This is a genomic window from Pseudomonas sp. DSV-1, assembly GCF_035830915.1.
In the GTDB taxonomy this organism is placed as follows: domain Bacteria; phylum Pseudomonadota; class Gammaproteobacteria; order Pseudomonadales; family Pseudomonadaceae; genus Aquipseudomonas.
In genome coordinates this window covers 3355339-3370004 of record NZ_JAYMYG010000001.1, presented here as the reverse complement: position 1 = coordinate 3370004, position 14666 = coordinate 3355339, and the positions used below count along the sequence as shown (strand labels likewise).

At 58.4% G+C, this 14666-nt stretch carries 14 protein-coding genes and 1 pseudogene; all 15 read left to right on the top strand.

Annotated features, from left to right (window positions below; all coding sequences use genetic code 11):
- Nucleotides 1–8: 8 nt before the first annotated feature.
- The 15 genes and pseudogenes from VSQ83_RS15825 to VSQ83_RS15755 all read left to right on the top strand — a co-directional run bounded on the left by VSQ83_RS15825 (nucleotide 9) and on the right by VSQ83_RS15755 (nucleotide 14664).
- Entirely contained in the window at nucleotides 9–503 is a 495-nt protein-coding gene (locus VSQ83_RS15825; protein WP_326427186.1) for a fimbrial protein, read from the top strand.
- A 13-nt stretch (nucleotides 504–516) separates the two neighbouring features.
- The gene (locus VSQ83_RS15820; RefSeq protein WP_133076016.1) at nucleotides 517–996 is read left to right on the top strand and encodes a fimbrial protein; all 480 of its coding nucleotides are present in this window, start codon (nucleotides 517–519) and stop codon (nucleotides 994–996) included.
- Nucleotides 997–1009: 13 nt separating this feature from the next.
- The gene (locus tag VSQ83_RS15815; protein WP_326427185.1) at nucleotides 1010–1564 is read left to right on the top strand and encodes a fimbrial protein; all 555 of its coding nucleotides are present in this window, start codon (nucleotides 1010–1012) and stop codon (nucleotides 1562–1564) included.
- A 43-nt stretch (nucleotides 1565–1607) separates the two neighbouring features.
- Entirely contained in the window at nucleotides 1608–2546 is a 939-nt protein-coding gene (locus VSQ83_RS15810; protein ID WP_326427184.1) for a fimbrial protein, read from the top strand.
- 127 nt (nucleotides 2547–2673) lie between these two features.
- A pseudogene (locus VSQ83_RS26775) lies at nucleotides 2674–2793 on the top strand (hypothetical protein); the annotation flags it as partial.
- A 111-nt stretch (nucleotides 2794–2904) separates the two neighbouring features.
- Nucleotides 2905–3849 carry a fimbrial protein gene (locus tag VSQ83_RS15800; RefSeq protein ID WP_326427182.1) on the top strand — a complete coding sequence of 315 codons (945 nt, stop codon included), beginning with the start codon at nucleotides 2905–2907 and terminating at the stop codon, nucleotides 3847–3849.
- A 127-nt stretch (nucleotides 3850–3976) separates the two neighbouring features.
- On the top strand, nucleotides 3977–6106 hold the full coding sequence (gene flhA / locus VSQ83_RS15795) for a flagellar biosynthesis protein FlhA (RefSeq protein WP_133076257.1): 2130 nt from the start codon (nucleotides 3977–3979) through the stop codon (nucleotides 6104–6106).
- A gap of 11 nt (nucleotides 6107–6117) precedes the next feature.
- Nucleotides 6118–7434 (top strand): flagellar biosynthesis protein FlhF, encoded by a 1317-nt coding sequence (gene flhF, locus VSQ83_RS15790; protein WP_095021423.1) that lies wholly within the window; start codon nucleotides 6118–6120, stop codon nucleotides 7432–7434.
- Nucleotides 7435–7553: 119 nt separating this feature from the next.
- Nucleotides 7554–8381 carry a flagellar synthesis regulator FleN gene (gene fleN / locus VSQ83_RS15785; RefSeq protein ID WP_095028721.1) on the top strand — a complete coding sequence of 276 codons (828 nt, stop codon included), beginning with the start codon at nucleotides 7554–7556 and terminating at the stop codon, nucleotides 8379–8381.
- Nucleotides 8381–9121 carry an RNA polymerase sigma factor FliA gene (gene fliA, locus VSQ83_RS15780; protein ID WP_019828842.1) on the top strand — a complete coding sequence of 247 codons (741 nt, stop codon included), beginning with the start codon at nucleotides 8381–8383 and terminating at the stop codon, nucleotides 9119–9121. The genes fleN and fliA overlap by 1 nt, the downstream gene beginning before the upstream one ends.
- A gap of 202 nt (nucleotides 9122–9323) precedes the next feature.
- A complete protein-coding gene (locus VSQ83_RS15775; RefSeq protein ID WP_019828845.1) occupies nucleotides 9324–9695 on the top strand; it encodes a chemotaxis response regulator CheY in 372 nt (123 codons plus the stop codon).
- Between the two features lie 20 nt (nucleotides 9696–9715).
- Nucleotides 9716–10504, top strand: coding sequence for a protein phosphatase CheZ (locus VSQ83_RS15770; RefSeq protein ID WP_133076019.1), 789 nt, complete (start codon nucleotides 9716–9718; stop codon nucleotides 10502–10504).
- 62 nt (nucleotides 10505–10566) lie between these two features.
- Nucleotides 10567–12729: a chemotaxis protein CheA gene (locus tag VSQ83_RS15765; protein ID WP_326427181.1), complete on the top strand. Its 2163-nt coding sequence runs from the start codon at nucleotides 10567–10569 to the stop codon at nucleotides 12727–12729.
- Between the two features lie 49 nt (nucleotides 12730–12778).
- Nucleotides 12779–13924 carry a protein-glutamate methylesterase/protein-glutamine glutaminase gene (locus VSQ83_RS15760; RefSeq protein ID WP_326427180.1) on the top strand — a complete coding sequence of 382 codons (1146 nt, stop codon included), beginning with the start codon at nucleotides 12779–12781 and terminating at the stop codon, nucleotides 13922–13924.
- On the top strand, nucleotides 13924–14664 hold the full coding sequence (locus VSQ83_RS15755) for a flagellar motor protein (RefSeq protein WP_133076022.1): 741 nt from the start codon (nucleotides 13924–13926) through the stop codon (nucleotides 14662–14664). The genes VSQ83_RS15760 and VSQ83_RS15755 overlap by 1 nt, the downstream gene beginning before the upstream one ends.
- Nucleotides 14665–14666 lie beyond the last annotated feature (2 nt).

Below are 14666 nucleotides of genomic sequence, written 5' to 3'. Positions count from 1 at the left end.
GAAAAACGATGAGCATGCCATCTGTTTCGCGGGTTCTGCTCGCCTGTGGTTGTTTGCTGCTGGCCCTTTGCGAAGGGGTTCGGGCAGATGTCAGTGTGTCTATCCGTGGCGTGGTCATGGCGCCTGTGCCTTGCGTCGTCAACGGTGGCAGCACGCTTGATATCTCTTTCGGCAGCGAAGTAGTCACGAACCAGGTTGACGGTTCGAACTACCGCAAAACTGTGCCCTATACGGTGACGTGCGGGCCACAGCCAACGAACAACATGACGTTGACCTTGCTGGGCAGTGGGGCCGGGTTTGACAGTGCAGTTCTGCGCACCAGCAAGAATGATCTCGGGGTCAAGCTTCTGGTAAGCGGTGTTGCCTGGCCCCTCAATCGTGCGCTGAATTTCACATACCCCATCTTGCCGAGAATGGAAGCGGTGCTGGTGAAAAACCCTGGACGCACACTGACTGGCGGGGCGTTTTCAGCCACCGCTACGTTAGTGGTTGCCCTGCGATAAGAAGGATTCACATATGAAACGTTGGCAACTCTCTGCTTTTTTTACCCTGTGCGCTTTGGGTCTTGGCCCCGACGCAATGGCAAACCTCTCGTTCCGCGGCACGCTGGTAGAGCCGCCACCCTGCACCATCAGCAGCGGCAGCACGATCGATGTCAACTTCAACAACGTGGGCATCAATGCCGTCGACGGTGTGAACTACCTTCAGCCCTTGAGTTATACGATCAACTGCGCTGCCAGCCCATTGCCCTGGCGGATGATGTTGACGGTGCAGGGCACGGCAACGACGTTTGACCCGGCCGCCGTGCAGACCAGCGCTGCAGACATGGGGGTTCGACTCTTGCGAGATGGTGTGGCTTTCACGCTCAACACACCGATATCGATCAACCCTTCGAGCCCTCCGGTACTGCAAGCGGTCCCGGTCAAACGACTTGGGGGCTCGCTCGCTTCGGGCGGGTTTACGGCCTCCGCAACGTTGCTGGCCTACTACGAGTAGAGGCGGGTACTCCATGCACATTCAGATAGAAACCCAAGGTTGGAAACCCTTGGCATTGGCATTGCTGATGGGGGTGCCCTTGTCGTTGCCCGCCAGCGCCAGGGCTGCGGACAATCTGCGTTTCAGCGGGGGGCTGGTGGCCGAGGCGTGCTCGTTCAGGCCCGGCGATGAGGCGATCGTACTGGATCAGCTGGAAGCTTCGAGCCAATACCTGTACCTGAACGCCCGCACGGTCAGCAAGCTCTTCCAGATCCACCTTGAAGGGTGCGACACCAGTATCAGCAGCTTTGTCACGACCAGATTCAGTGGTAATGAGAACCCTGCGCTGCCCGGTTTGCTGGCACTGGGCGGTGGCAGTACAGCTGCGGGAGTCGCCATCGGGATAGAAACCCCCGGGGATAATCTGGTGCCGTTAAATGTGGCCAGTGACAGGCAGCTATTAAGTAATGGCGCCAATGTAATTGCCTTTAAGGCCTTTATTAAAGCTGAGCCACAGGCCATTTTAAATCGATCAATAACGGCCGGAAACTTTACGGCCACTTCTGTATTTATGTTGGATTACCCTTGAAAGTGTCACCCTTTTGTAGTGCTGTTTTATAGTGAAGATATATATGAAATATCTAATTGGAATGATGTTGTTGATGCTGGTCAATGTCGCCAGCGCTGTAGAATGTCAAGCGGGTGGTTCCGGCTGGACGAATGTTGAAGTTAATGATCTTAGGGCTGACGCTCTGTTCTTGAGTGGTGTTATCGCTGCTGAAGGCGGGAGAATTGTGCCGATGTTAGGTGTTGCCTGTAGGCAGCTAGGCAGCGATAGGGTCGAAATATGGACTACTTACGATCCTGTTGCATTGGAACCGAGATATGCTCATTTCAAGACTGGCTTAAAACTGGATGGTAGCTATTACTCATCCCCTGTGAGCAGTATTCTTATAGGGGATCAGCCACTTGGGAATACACTGGTGGTGAGTAGAGGACACCCTTACCTGGTTGTTGCTTCACCACCTAATGGTTATATTGAAATACCTGCGGGAGCAAAGGTGTTTACGTTTCGTATGTGGGTAAAGGTCTTTAGAGGTTTGGTGAAGATTAAGGAGGTCTTTACGCAAGTCCATGTGTATTCGATATTTGCAATCAATTTAAATCCCTCAACCTGTAAGATTAATTATGATAACCCAATTAATGTGGACTTTGGTTCGGTGGATCCTGTTGCAGTCGGGGGGGATATACCTGCCGGCACACCTTACAGACAAGATGTCACTCTGAATTATTCATGCCCTGATAGGGGTATTGACTCACCCTTAGATATCAAACTGGTTGGGGCCGCCTCTTCGTTTAACTCAAGATCCCTTGCCACAACTAACCCTAATCTTGCCGTTGGCATGCATCGTCTCAGCGCATTGGTCCCTCCGGGAGGTTCTTTCAGGACTCGCATAACGAACAGCTCAGGCAGCGACACGGTGTTATTTACGCTTTTTCGCAAACCCGGCAGCTTCCCTGGCGCAGGGCCTTTCACGGGGAGTGCCACGCTGGTAATGGGCGTGCCTTGAACCTGGCTGACAAGTGCGCAAACGACACTTTCAGTAGTCAGTAGCCAAAGTTGGAAGGTTTCTTGCGCAGGCAGGCTCTACGGCGCACATGGCGTCAAAAGTTTGCTAGAGGTTTGTCGCAATGTCACTGGATCGCTCTCAGTTAATCAACACCGCACGCAGCGGTCTGGCCGGTCTCGGTCGGGGACAGTTGGGCGTGCCGCTGTTGTTGCTGGCAATGATGATGTTGCACGTTCCGCCGTTTCTTGCCAATCGATCACTAACGGCTGGAAACGTTACGGCTGTTTCGATCTTTACCTTGGCCTATCCTTAAAGGTTCACCACTTATGTAATGCTGTTTTGTAGTGGAGAGATTGATATGAAGTATTTGATTGGGCTGATGATATTCATGCTGGCTCAGATTGCCAGCGCAGCGGAGTGCCGGGTAAATGGCGGCGAGTGGGTTAATCCGGCGGGTCATGGGTTTAATGTTTATGTCGAGGTGGCAGCGAACACCAGTCTCGGGAAAATTTTGCTCGATGGTTATACGATGGACTGCAGGCATGGAATGCCTAGCTCTTCAAGTCCCTATCAACACGTAGTGACCTATCCCGAAGCTGTAAGGCTGAGTCCGAATTACAGCAGTCTCGAGGGCGGGTTGAGCGTGAACGGGAGTGCTTATTATCCGATCCCTGTGAGAGGCGGTATTCTCCTTTCAGTACAGAGAAATGAGCCTTATATGAGTGTGCCGGGTCGGCCATATTTAAACATTGCCACGACGCCGGGTAGTTATATCAAGATCGACTCAGGGACACTCATCGCGACCATTACTTTGGGTATACGTCCCTTTACGTTTTGGGGGGCAGAGAGGGAGATCAGTACAATTGTCAATGTGTTTGCCCGCAATTCTCTCAACTTGAGCCCGTCAACCTGCACGATTAACAATAATAACCCACTGGATGTGGACTTTGGTCCGGTGGATCCCGTTGTGGTAGGGGAAACGCCGCACAGTTCACCCAACTTGAAAATTGTCACGCTCAATTACACATGTCCTTCCCCAGGCATTTTTTCCGGCATAGAGGTCTCGTGGAGGGGGACCGCCTCTTCGTTCAACTCAAGTGCCCTGGCCACCAGCAATGCCAATCTTGCTACCACCATGACTCGGGGCACTTCGGTAGTACCTGTAGGAGGCTCTTTCAGGACCTCTATCAGCAACAGTTCAGGGAGGGACTCGGTAGCGTTTTCACTGATCCGCAAACCCGGCAGCTTTCCTGCCGGAGGGCCTTTCACGGGGAGTGCCACGCTGGTATTGAGCGCGCCCTGAGTCTGGCTGGTGCTTGTACAAACGACTGTTTTAGAGGCCAGTGACGAAAGTTGGAAGGTTTCTTGCACAGGCAGGCTTTACGGCGCACATGGCGTCAAAAGTTTGCTAAAGGTTTGTCGCAATGTCACTGGATCGCTCTCAGTTAATCAACACCGCACGCAGCGGTCTGGCCGGCCTGGGTCGGGGACAGTTGGGTGTGCCGCTGTTGTTGCTGGTGATGCTGGCAATGATGATGTTGCCCGTTCCGCCGTTTCTGCTGGACGTGTTTTTTACCTTCAACATCGCGCTGTCGATTGTGGTGCTGCTGGTGTGCGTCTACGCCCTGCGGCCGCTGGATTTTGCGGTGTTCCCCACCATTTTGCTGGTCGCCACCCTGATGCGGCTGGCCCTGAACGTGGCCTCGACCCGGGTGGTGATGCTCCACGGTCATGAAGGTCACGCGGCCGCAGGCAAGGTGATCCAGGCCTTCGGTGAAGTGGTGATCGGTGGCAACTACGTCGTCGGTATCGTGGTTTTTGCGATTTTGATGATCATCAACTTCGTGGTCGTGACCAAGGGTGCCGGGCGTATCTCCGAAGTGAGCGCCCGCTTTACCCTCGACGCCATGCCCGGCAAGCAAATGGCAATCGATGCCGACCTCAACGCCGGTCTGATCGACCAGAACCAGGCCAAGGCCCGCCGTCAGGAAGTGGCCCAGGAGGCCGAGTTCTACGGCTCGATGGACGGTGCCAGCAAGTTCGTGCGCGGTGACGCCATTGCCGGTCTGCTGATTCTGTTTATCAACCTGATCGGCGGCATGGCCGTCGGTATCTTCCAGCACGGCATGACTTTCAGCGAAGCGGGCAAGGTGTACGCCTTGCTGACCATCGGTGACGGTTTGGTGGCGCAGTTGCCGTCCCTGCTGCTGTCCACCGCTGCCGCGATCATGGTGACCCGTGCTTCGGGCTCCGAAGACATGGGCAAGCAGATCAATCGCCAGATGTTTGCCTCACCCAAGGCGCTGGCGGTGTCGGCAGGCCTGATGGCTGTGATGGGGATGGTGCCGGGCATGCCGCACTTTTCCTTTCTCAGCCTGGCCGCAGTCGCCGGTGGCGTCGCGTACCTGATGTGGAAGAAGCAGAACGTGGTCAAGGTCCAGGCCCTGCAGGAGGTCAAGCGCCAACAGGAGCTGTTGCCATCGCCTGCCCGCGCCCAGGAGACCAAGGAGCTGGGCTGGGATGACGTGACGCCCATCGACATGATCGGCCTGGAGGTTGGCTATCGGCTGATTCCGCTGGTTGACCGCAATCAGGGTGGCCAGTTGCTGGCGCGGATCAAGGGCGTGCGCAAAAAGCTGTCCCAGGACCTGGGCTTTCTGATGCCCACCGTGCATATCCGCGACAACCTCGACCTGGCCCCCAGTGCGTATCGCCTGACCCTGATGGGGGTGATCCTGGCCGAGGCCGAGATCTACCCGGACCGCGAGATGGCGATCAATCCGGGGCAGGTGTTCGGCACGCTCAACGGCATTACCACCAAGGATCCGGCCTTTGGTCTGGAAGCGGTGTGGATTGAGGTCAGCCAGCGCAGTCAGGCGCAATCGCTGGGCTATACCGTAGTGGACGCCAGTACGGTAGTGGCGACCCACCTTAACCAGATTCTGTACAAACACTCCCATGAGCTGATCGGTCATGAAGAAGTGCAGCAGTTGATGCAACTGTTGGCCAAGTCTTCACCCAAGCTGGCTGAAGAGCTGGTGCCGGGCATCCTGAGCCTGTCCCAACTGCTCAAAGTGTTGCAGGCCCTGCTGGCTGAACAGGTGCCGGTGCGCGACATCCGCAGCATTGCCGAAGCCGTCGCGAACAATGCCCATAAGAGTCAAGATACTGCCGCTTTGGTTGCCGCTGTGCGGGTCGGGTTGTCGCGCGCCATCGTGCAAAGCATTGTAGGCGTTGAGTCTGAGCTGCCTGTGATCACCTTGGAGCCAAGGTTGGAACAAATATTGCTCAATAGTTTGCAGAAGGCCGGACAAGGCCAGGAAGAGGGCGTGTTGCTGGAGCCAAGCATGGCAGAAAAGCTCCAGCGCTCGTTGATCGACGCTGCTCAGCGTCAGGAGATGCAAGGTAATCCGGTGATTTTGTTGGTGGCAGGCCCGGTACGCGCGATGCTTTCGCGTTTTGGCCGTCTGGCGGTGCCCAACCTGCATGTACTGGCTTACCAGGAAATCCCTGACAACAAGCAGGTCACGATCGTTGCGACAGTAGGCCCTAACGGCTGAGGGTTTGGTTTATGCAAGTGAAGCGATTTTTCGCCGCCGATATGCGTCAGGCCATGAAGCTGATTCGTGATGAGCTGGGGGCTGACGCCGCCATTATTGGCAACCGCCGGATAGCCGGGGGCGTTGAGTTGACCGCGGCCCTGGACTACAAGCTGTCCGCGCTGGCACCTCGTGTACCGAACATTGAGCTCGAAGAAGAGCTGCGCAAGACCCAATCGCGGATTGTCTCGGCCCAGGCCGAGTTGAGCCTGCGCGGTGAGGGCGAGGCGGGGGACAACCGTCAGTTGTTTGCCGGTCTGCCGCTGACCGCCGCCGAACCGTTGATCGAGCCGACCCTTGAAGAACCGCCGCGCCCTGCGCCTGCGCCAGCCGCACCGACGATTGATCAGCGCGCATTCGACAACATGCGTCATGAACTCAACGGTTTGCGCGAGTTGCTCGAAGTGCAGCTCGGCTCGCTGGCCTGGAGCCAGTTGCAGGATGCCAAGCCTGCCCAGGCCAATCTGTGGCGTCGCCTGCAGCGTATCGGCCTGTCCGGGCCGCTGTCCCGTGATCTGCTGGCGCAAGTGGCCGGCATCGAGGAGCCGCGTCAGGCCTGGCGGATGCTGTTGGCGCACCTGGCGCGCATGATTGCCACGCCTGAGCTGGAACCGCTGGAAGAGGGCGGTGTGATCGCGATGGTCGGCCCCGCAGGGATGGGTAAAACCACCACGCTGGCCAAGCTGGCGGCGCGTTATGTGCTCAAGTACGGCGCGCAGAACATTGCCCTGGTGAGCATGGACAGCTTTCGTATTGGCGCCCAGGAGCAACTCAAGACCCTGGGCCGGATTCTCAACGTACCGGTGACCCACGTGGCCCCCGGTCAGTCGTTGGGCCAGACCCTTGAGCCACTGGTGCGCAAGCGCGTGGTGCTGGTGGACACTGCCGGGCTGCAAGCCAGCGACCCGGCGTTGCGCCTGCAGCTGGAAAGCCTCGCGGGGCGGGGCATCAAGGCCAGAAATTATCTGGTACTGGCCACCACCAGCCAGAAACAGGTGCTGACGGCGGCGTACCTCAGTTACAAGCGTTGCGGGCTGGCCGGTTGCATCCTGACCAAACTGGATGAAACGGCAAGCCTGGGCGAGGTGTTGAGCCTGGCGATCAGTCACGGGCTGCCGGTGGCGTACCTCACCGATGGTCCAAGGATTCCGGATGACCTTCACCTGCCGCGCCGTCACCAGTTGGTGAGTCGCGCAGTGAGTGTGCAAATGCAGGAAGAACCCAGCGAAGAAGCCATGGCCGATATGTTCGCTGATATCTATCACAGCCCTCCCAAGCGGGTAGGCTGAGGTAGTCAAGATTACGTTGCAATGTACCTACATCTGATGGTCTGAAGGTTTTGTTCCAATGGGGAACGGGCAGCCAACGCATGTAGCCGCGTCTAAGTAAGACAAGGTAAAAAAAGATCATGGGCAGCATGCATCCCGTACAGGTGATCGCAGTGACCGGCGGCAAGGGTGGCGTCGGTAAAACTAACGTCTCAGTCAACTTGTCCATCGCATTGGCCGAGCTGGGCAGGCGCGTTCTGTTGATGGACGCGGACCTTGGACTGGCGAATGTCGATGTCCTGCTGGGCCTGACCCCCAAATTCACCCTGGCCGATGTGGTCGAGGGGCGTTGCGAGCTGCGCGATGTCTTGCTGCAAGGCCCTGGCGGGATTCGTATCGTGCCGGCGGCTTCGGGCACCCAGAGCATGGTGCAGCTGAGCCCGGCGCAACACGCCGGTCTGATCCAGGCCTTCAGCGACCTCGGCGACAATCTGGATGTGCTGGTGATCGACACCGCTGCCGGGATTGGCGAGTCGGTGGTCAGCTTTGTGCGCGCCGCCCAGGAAGTGCTGCTGGTGGTCTGCGACGAGCCGACATCGATCACCGATGCCTATGCGCTGATCAAGTTGCTCAATCGCGATTACGGCATGAACCGCTTTCGCGTATTGGCGAACATGGCCCAGAGCCCGCAGGAAGGGCGCAATCTGTTCGCCAAATTGACTAAAGTCACCGACCGCTTTCTGGATGTGGCCCTGCAATACGTGGGCGCCGTTCCGTATGACGAATGCGTGCGCAAGGCCGTGCAAAAACAGCGGGCCGTCTACGAAGCGTTCCCGCGCTCCAAGTGCTCCCTGGCGTTTAAAGCCATCGCCCAGAAAGTCGACACCTGGCCGCTGCCCGCCAACCCCCGCGGGCATCTGGAGTTCTTTGTCGAGCGTCTGGTGCAGCAAGCAGGGGGGCGCTTTTAATGACCGCCAGTGGCTATCGCATGTACAGCAAGGCGTCCCGTGACAGCCAGTACGAGCTGATCGAGCGCTACGCCCCTTTGGTCAAGCGCATCGCCTATCACCTGTTGGCGCGCTTGCCGGCCAGCGTGCAGGTGGACGACCTGATCCAGGCCGGGATGATCGGGCTGCTCGAGGTGTCGGGCAAATACGACGCCACCAAGGGGGCGAGTTTTGAGACCTATGCCGGGATTCGCATTCGTGGCGCCATGCTCGATGAAGTGCGAAAAGGCGACTGGGCCCCGCGCTCTGTCCACCGCAATACGCGCATGGTCAGCGATGCAATTCGGGTAATTGAAGCAAAAACCGGTTGTGACGCTAAAGATCATGAAGTTGCGGCCGAACTCCAGTTAAGCCTTGATGATTATTACGCCATCTTGAATGACACCCTGGGCAGCCGCCTGTTCAGTTTCGACGACTTGTTGCAGGACGGCGAACACGAAGGGCTGCATGAGGATGGCGCAAGTGCTCACCCGGAGCCGTCCCGCGATCTGGAAGACGAACGCTTCCAGGGCGCGCTGGCCGATGCGATTGCCCATCTGCCCGAGCGTGAGCGGCTGGTGTTGGCGCTGTACTACGACGAGGAACTGAACCTCAAGGAAATCGGCGAAGTGCTGGGGGTCAGCGAGTCCCGTGTGAGCCAGCTGCACAGCCAGTGCGCAGCGCGGCTGCGTGCACGCCTGAGCCAGTGGCGAGCGCACTGACGGGAACACGCGTACTTATTGTGGGAGCGGGCTTGCTCGCGATGGGATCGACACGGTGAATCAGAAAAACCGCGCCGCCAGCATCGCGAGCAAGCCCGCTCCCACAGTCGATTCTGGCGGTGTTTGAAAACGAATTGATTGAATGGCGTGTCCCCAGACCGGGCGCGTTTAAGACTGCTTGGAGGTCGAATTGGACAAGAACATGAAAATCCTTATCGTTGATGATTTTTCAACGATGCGGCGGATCATTAAAAACCTGTTGCGTGACCTGGGGTTCACCAACACGGTCGAGGCGGACGACGGCATCACGGCGTTGCCGATCCTCAATCTGGGTCACATCGACTTTTTGGTGACCGACTGGAACATGCCGGGCATGACCGGTATCGAGTTGCTGCGCCACGTGCGCGCCGACGAAAAACTCAAGCACTTGCCGGTGCTGATGGTGACCGCCGAAGCCAAGCGCGAGCAGATCATCGAAGCCGCCCAGGCCGGTGTTAACGGCTATGTGGTCAAGCCGTTCACGGCTATCGCACTCAAAGACAAGATCGAGAAGATCTTTGATCGCATCGGTTGATCGGTTGCCTTGGGGGCGCTATGGAGCATAAAGAATCTACACAGGGCGATTTTGAGTCGACCCTGAAAAAACATGCTCACGAATTGGTCGAAAGCCTTGAAAGAGGCCAGTTTGGCGATGCAGTGCAGCTGATTCACGAACTCAACCAGACCCGTGATCGCGGGTTGTATCGCGAAGTCGGCAAACTGACCCGTGAACTGCACAGTGCAATTGTCAATTTCCATATTGATCCGAGCATGCCGCAAGCCGAAGAAGTGTCGCAGATCACGGATGCCACGGAACGCCTGGCTTATGTTGTGAAGCTCACGGAAGCGGCCGCCAATCGAACCATGGACCTGGTGGAGAACAGCACGCCGCTGGTCAACGGCCTCGGGCAGGAAGCCAAGGCCCTGAGTGCAGACTGGGGTCGCTTCATGCGCCGTGAAATCGGTGCCGAGGAGTTTCGCGAGCTGGCGCGTCGGGTTGACAGTTTTTTGACGCGTAGCGACGAGCAAAGTCAGGTCGTGTCCGCCAACCTCACCGACATCTTGCTGGCCCAGGATTTCCAGGACCTTACCGGTCAGGTCATCAAGCGGGTGACGCAACTGGTCACGGACGTTGAAAGCAATCTGCTCAAACTGGTGCTGATGGCCAGTCAGGTGGATCGCTTTGCTGGCATCGAACACGACCGTGATGCGTTGCGCGCTGAAAATAATTCGCAAAAAAACCAGGCCAAGGGTGAAGGTCCGCAGATTCATGCCGATACACGTAATGACGTCGTATCCGGTCAGGATGATGTAGACGATTTGCTGTCCAGTTTAGGTTTTTAGGACTCGATAGACGTGCGGGCGCTGTTGCCTGGCGTCGCGGGCCTTTCTCAAGGAGCACGTACATGAGCTTCGGCGCCGATGAAGAAATCCTTCAGGATTTCCTGGTTGAAGCCGGCGAAATTCTGGAGTTGCTGTCCGAGCAACTGGTCGAGCTGGAAAGCCGACCGGATGATGCGGACCTGCTCAATGCCATTTTTCGCGGTTTTCATACGGTCAAAGGGGGCGCCGGCTTCCTGCAGCTCCATGAATTGGTGGAGTGCTGTCACATCGCCGAGAACGTCTTCGACATCCTGCGCAAGGGTGAACGAGGCGTTGACGCGGAGTTGATGGACGTGGTGCTTGAGGCCCTGGATGCGGTCAACGGCATGTTCAGCGAAGTGCGCGAGCGCAGCCCGATCACCGCGGCGACCCCCGAGTTGCTGGCGGCGCTGGCGCGTCTGGCAGAGCCTGCGGCCGCTCACGTGGTTGCTGCACCTGTGCCGGTGGCGGTAGTCGCAGCTCCGGTGACTGATATCACCGACAGCGAATTTGAACAGTTGCTGGAATCCCTCGATGCGGTCAAGGCCGCTGCCCACGAGCCCGAGCCGGTTGTCCCGGCAGACATCTCGGCGGGTGACGAAATCAGCGACGCCGAATTTGAGTTGCTGCTTGACCAGTTGCACGGCAAGGGCCAGTTTTCTGCGGATGCCGCAGTGGTCGGCGCAGTGCCCGACGAAGCGCCGGCAGCCGTAGCTGAAGTCAGCAATGAAATCACCGACGATGAATTCGAGGCCTTGCTCGATCAATTGCATGGCAAGGGTGCGTTCAACACCGACGCACTGGGCGCTGCGGCCGTCGAACCTGTTGCCCCGGCCGAGGAGCCAGCGGGCGACCCGAACCTGATCAGCGATCACGAATTCGAAGCCCTGCTCGATGAGATGCACGGTAAAGGCAAGTTCAGTCCGGACTCCGCAGCCGTTGTCGCTGCGGCTGTGCCCGCCAGGCCGGTTGCGGCTGCGCGTGCTGCCCCGGCCCGGGCGGCAGCTGCACCGTCGGAAAAACCGGTTGCCTCTGAGGCAGAAACCACCGTGCGGGTCGATACCGCACGGCTGGACGACATCATGAACATGGTCGGCGAACTGGTACTGGTGCGTAACCGTCTGGTGCGCCTGGGCCTGAACAGCCATGACGAGGACATGGCCAAGGCCCTGTCCAACCTCGACGTGGTTACAGCTGACCTGCAAACCGCAGTGATGAAGACCCGGATGCAGCCGATCAAGAAAGTCTTCGGTCGCTTCCCGCGGCTGGTGCGGGATCTGGCGCGTCAGTTGAAGAAAGAAATCAGCCTGGAGTTGGTGGGCGAAGAGACCGACCTGGATAAAAACCTCGTCGAAGCCCTGGCCGATCCACTGGTCCACTTGGTGCGCAACGCCGTCGACCATGGTTGCGAAACCCCGGAAGAGCGTGCTGCTGCAGGCAAGCCAAGCTGCGGTCGGGTGGTGCTGTCGGCAGAGCAGGAAGGCGACCATATCCTGCTGTCGATCTCCGATGACGGCAAAGGCATGGATGCCAATTTCCTGCGCTCCCTGGCGGTGAAAAAAGGCCTGATGGACAAGGACGCAGCCGATCGCCTGAGCGAAAGCGACTGCTATAACCTGATTTTTGCGCCGGGCTTTTCCACCAAGACCGAGATCAGCGATGTGTCCGGACGTGGCGTGGGCATGGACGTGGTGAAAACCAAGATCGCTCAGCTCAATGGCTCACTGAGCATCGAGTCGGTGCTGGGTCGTGGCTCGAAAATCGTCATCAAGGTGCCGTTGACCCTGGCGATCATGCCGACCCTGATGGTGATGCTGGGCAACCAGGCGTTTGCCTTCCCGCTGGTCAACGTCAACGAGATTTTCCATCTCGACCTGTCGCGCACCAACGTGGTCGACGGCCAGGAAGTGGTGATCGTGCGCGACAAGGCCCTGCCGTTGTTCTACCTCAAGCGCTGGCTGGTGGCGTCTGCCGCCCATGAAGAACAGCGCGAAGGGCATGTGGTGATTTTGTCGGTCGGTACCCAGCGCATCGGTTTTGTGGTCGATCAACTGGTCGGCCAGGAAGAGGTGGTGATCAAGCCGTTGGGCAAAATGCTCCAGGGTACGCCAGGCATGTCGGGCGCCACCATTACCGGTGATGGTCGTATTGCCTTGATTCTGGATGTTCCGAGCATGCTCAAGCACTACGCATCACGGCGTATTTGATTCTGGTGAGCCGGGGCTTTTGCGCCCCGCACCGCCTAACGGAGTGTTTATGGTAGTCAAGGTCCTGGTGGTGGATGATTCCGGTTTTTTCCGCCGCCGCGTCTCGGAAATTCTGTCGGCTGACCCGACGATTCAAGTGATCGGCACCGCCACCAATGGCAAGGAAGCCATCGATCAGGCGCTGGCGCTCAAGCCGGACGTGATCACGATGGATTACGAGATGCCGTTGATGGATGGCATCACGGCCGTGCGTCATATCATGCAGCGCTGTCCGACCCCGGTATTGATGTTTTCCTCGCTGACCCACGAGGGCGCCCGCGTGACCCTCGATGCGCTGGATGCCGGGGCGGTGGATTTTTTGCCGAAAAACTTCGAAGACATCTCGCGCAACCCCGAGAAGGTCAAGCAGATGCTGTGCGAGAAGGTTCACAGCATCTCGCGCAGCAACCGCCGAATGTCCAGCTACAGCGCGCCAGCGCCTGCGGTCTCAGCCCCTGCGCCTGTGCCTCGGCCTGCCCTTGGCGGTTTTGTGTCACCCGCGCCGACCGCCTCGTTGCCCCCTGCGCGCACCACGCCGATCGCCAGCCGTGGCGCGCCTGCACCTGCATCAACGTCGGGCACACCCAAGCGCAAGGCCTACAAACTGGTCGCCATCGGCACCTCGACCGGCGGGCCGGTGGCCTTGCAGCGGGTGTTGACCCAGTTGCCGGGCAATTTTCCGGCGCCGATTGTGCTGGTGCAGCACATGCCGGCCGCGTTTACCAAGGCGTTTGCCGAGCGCCTGGACAAGCTGTGCCGCATCAGCGTCAAGGAAGCCGAAGACGGCGACATCCTGCGCCCCGGCCTGGCCCTGCTGGCACCGGGCGGCAAGCAGATGATGATTGACGGTCGCGGCGCGGTACGCATCCTGCCGGGCGACGAGCGTTTGAACTACAAGCCGTGTGTGGATATTACCTTCGGTTCGGCTGCCAAGTCTTTTGGTGACAAAGTTTTGGCGGTGGTCCTGACCGGCATGGGTGCGGACGGCCGTGAAGGTGCGCGCATGCTCAAGCAGGGCGGCAGTCAGGTGTGGGCACAGGACGAAGCCAGCTGCGTGATTTACGGCATGCCGATGGCCATCGTCAAAGCCAACCTGGCCGACGCGGTGTACAGCCTTGATGACATCGGCAAACACCTGGTGGAGGCCTGCCACTGATGGATGTGCTCAGTCTGATTGGCATCATCATGGCGTTTGTCGCGATCATCGGCGGCAACTACCTGGAGGGCGGCCATCTCGGCGCCCTGGCCAATGGTCCGGCAGCGCTGATCGTGCTGGGCGGGACGGTGGGCGCGGCACTGTTGCAGTCGCCCATGAGCGCATTCAAGCGGGCGATGCAGACCGTAGTGTGGATCTTGTTTCCGCCGCGTATCGACATGGCGGGGGGCATTGACCGTGTCGTCAACTGGAGCCTGACGGCGCGCAAGGAAGGCTTGCTGGGCCTGGAAGGCGTGGCCGACACCGAGCCCGACAATTATTCGCGCAAGGGCCTGCAGTTGCTGGTTGACGGGGTTGAGCCAGAAACCATTCGCAGCGTGCTGGAGGTCGATTACATGACCCAGGAAAGCCGCGACATCGAAGCCGCCAAAGTATTTGAAAGCATGGGCGGTTATGCGCCGACCATCGGCATTATCGGCGCGGTCATGGGCCTGATTCATGTGATGGGCAATCTGGCCGATCCGGGACAACTGGGCAGCGGAATTGCGGTGGCGTTTGTGGCGACCATTTATGGGGTGGCCAGTGCCAACCTGGTGTTGCTGCCCATCGCCAGCAAGCTCAAGGCCATTGCCATGCGCCAGTCGCTGTACCGCGAAATGCTGCTCGAAGGCATCCTGTCGATTGCCGAAGGCGAGAATCCGCGCTCAATCGAACTCAAGCTTCAAGGTTTCACGGGTTAACT

Coding starts and splice junctions, on each gene's coding strand:
- VSQ83_RS15770 (WP_133076019.1), top strand. CDS start 9,716: ATGGAGCATAAAGAATCTACACAGGGCGATTTTGAGTCGACCCTGAAA.
- fliA (WP_019828842.1), top strand. CDS start 8,381: ATGACCGCCAGTGGCTATCGCATGTACAGCAAGGCGTCCCGTGACAGC.
- VSQ83_RS15820 (WP_133076016.1), top strand. CDS start 517: ATGAAACGTTGGCAACTCTCTGCTTTTTTTACCCTGTGCGCTTTGGGT.
- VSQ83_RS15800 (WP_326427182.1), top strand. CDS start 2,905: ATGAAGTATTTGATTGGGCTGATGATATTCATGCTGGCTCAGATTGCC.
- VSQ83_RS15760 (WP_326427180.1), top strand. CDS start 12,779: ATGGTAGTCAAGGTCCTGGTGGTGGATGATTCCGGTTTTTTCCGCCGC.
- VSQ83_RS15755 (WP_133076022.1), top strand. CDS start 13,924: ATGGATGTGCTCAGTCTGATTGGCATCATCATGGCGTTTGTCGCGATC.
- VSQ83_RS15825 (WP_326427186.1), top strand. CDS start 9: ATGAGCATGCCATCTGTTTCGCGGGTTCTGCTCGCCTGTGGTTGTTTG.
- VSQ83_RS15810 (WP_326427184.1), top strand. CDS start 1,608: ATGAAATATCTAATTGGAATGATGTTGTTGATGCTGGTCAATGTCGCC.
- VSQ83_RS15815 (WP_326427185.1), top strand. CDS start 1,010: ATGCACATTCAGATAGAAACCCAAGGTTGGAAACCCTTGGCATTGGCA.
- fleN (WP_095028721.1), top strand. CDS start 7,554: ATGGGCAGCATGCATCCCGTACAGGTGATCGCAGTGACCGGCGGCAAG.
- VSQ83_RS15765 (WP_326427181.1), top strand. CDS start 10,567: ATGAGCTTCGGCGCCGATGAAGAAATCCTTCAGGATTTCCTGGTTGAA.
- flhF (WP_095021423.1), top strand. CDS start 6,118: ATGCAAGTGAAGCGATTTTTCGCCGCCGATATGCGTCAGGCCATGAAG.
- VSQ83_RS15775 (WP_019828845.1), top strand. CDS start 9,324: ATGAAAATCCTTATCGTTGATGATTTTTCAACGATGCGGCGGATCATT.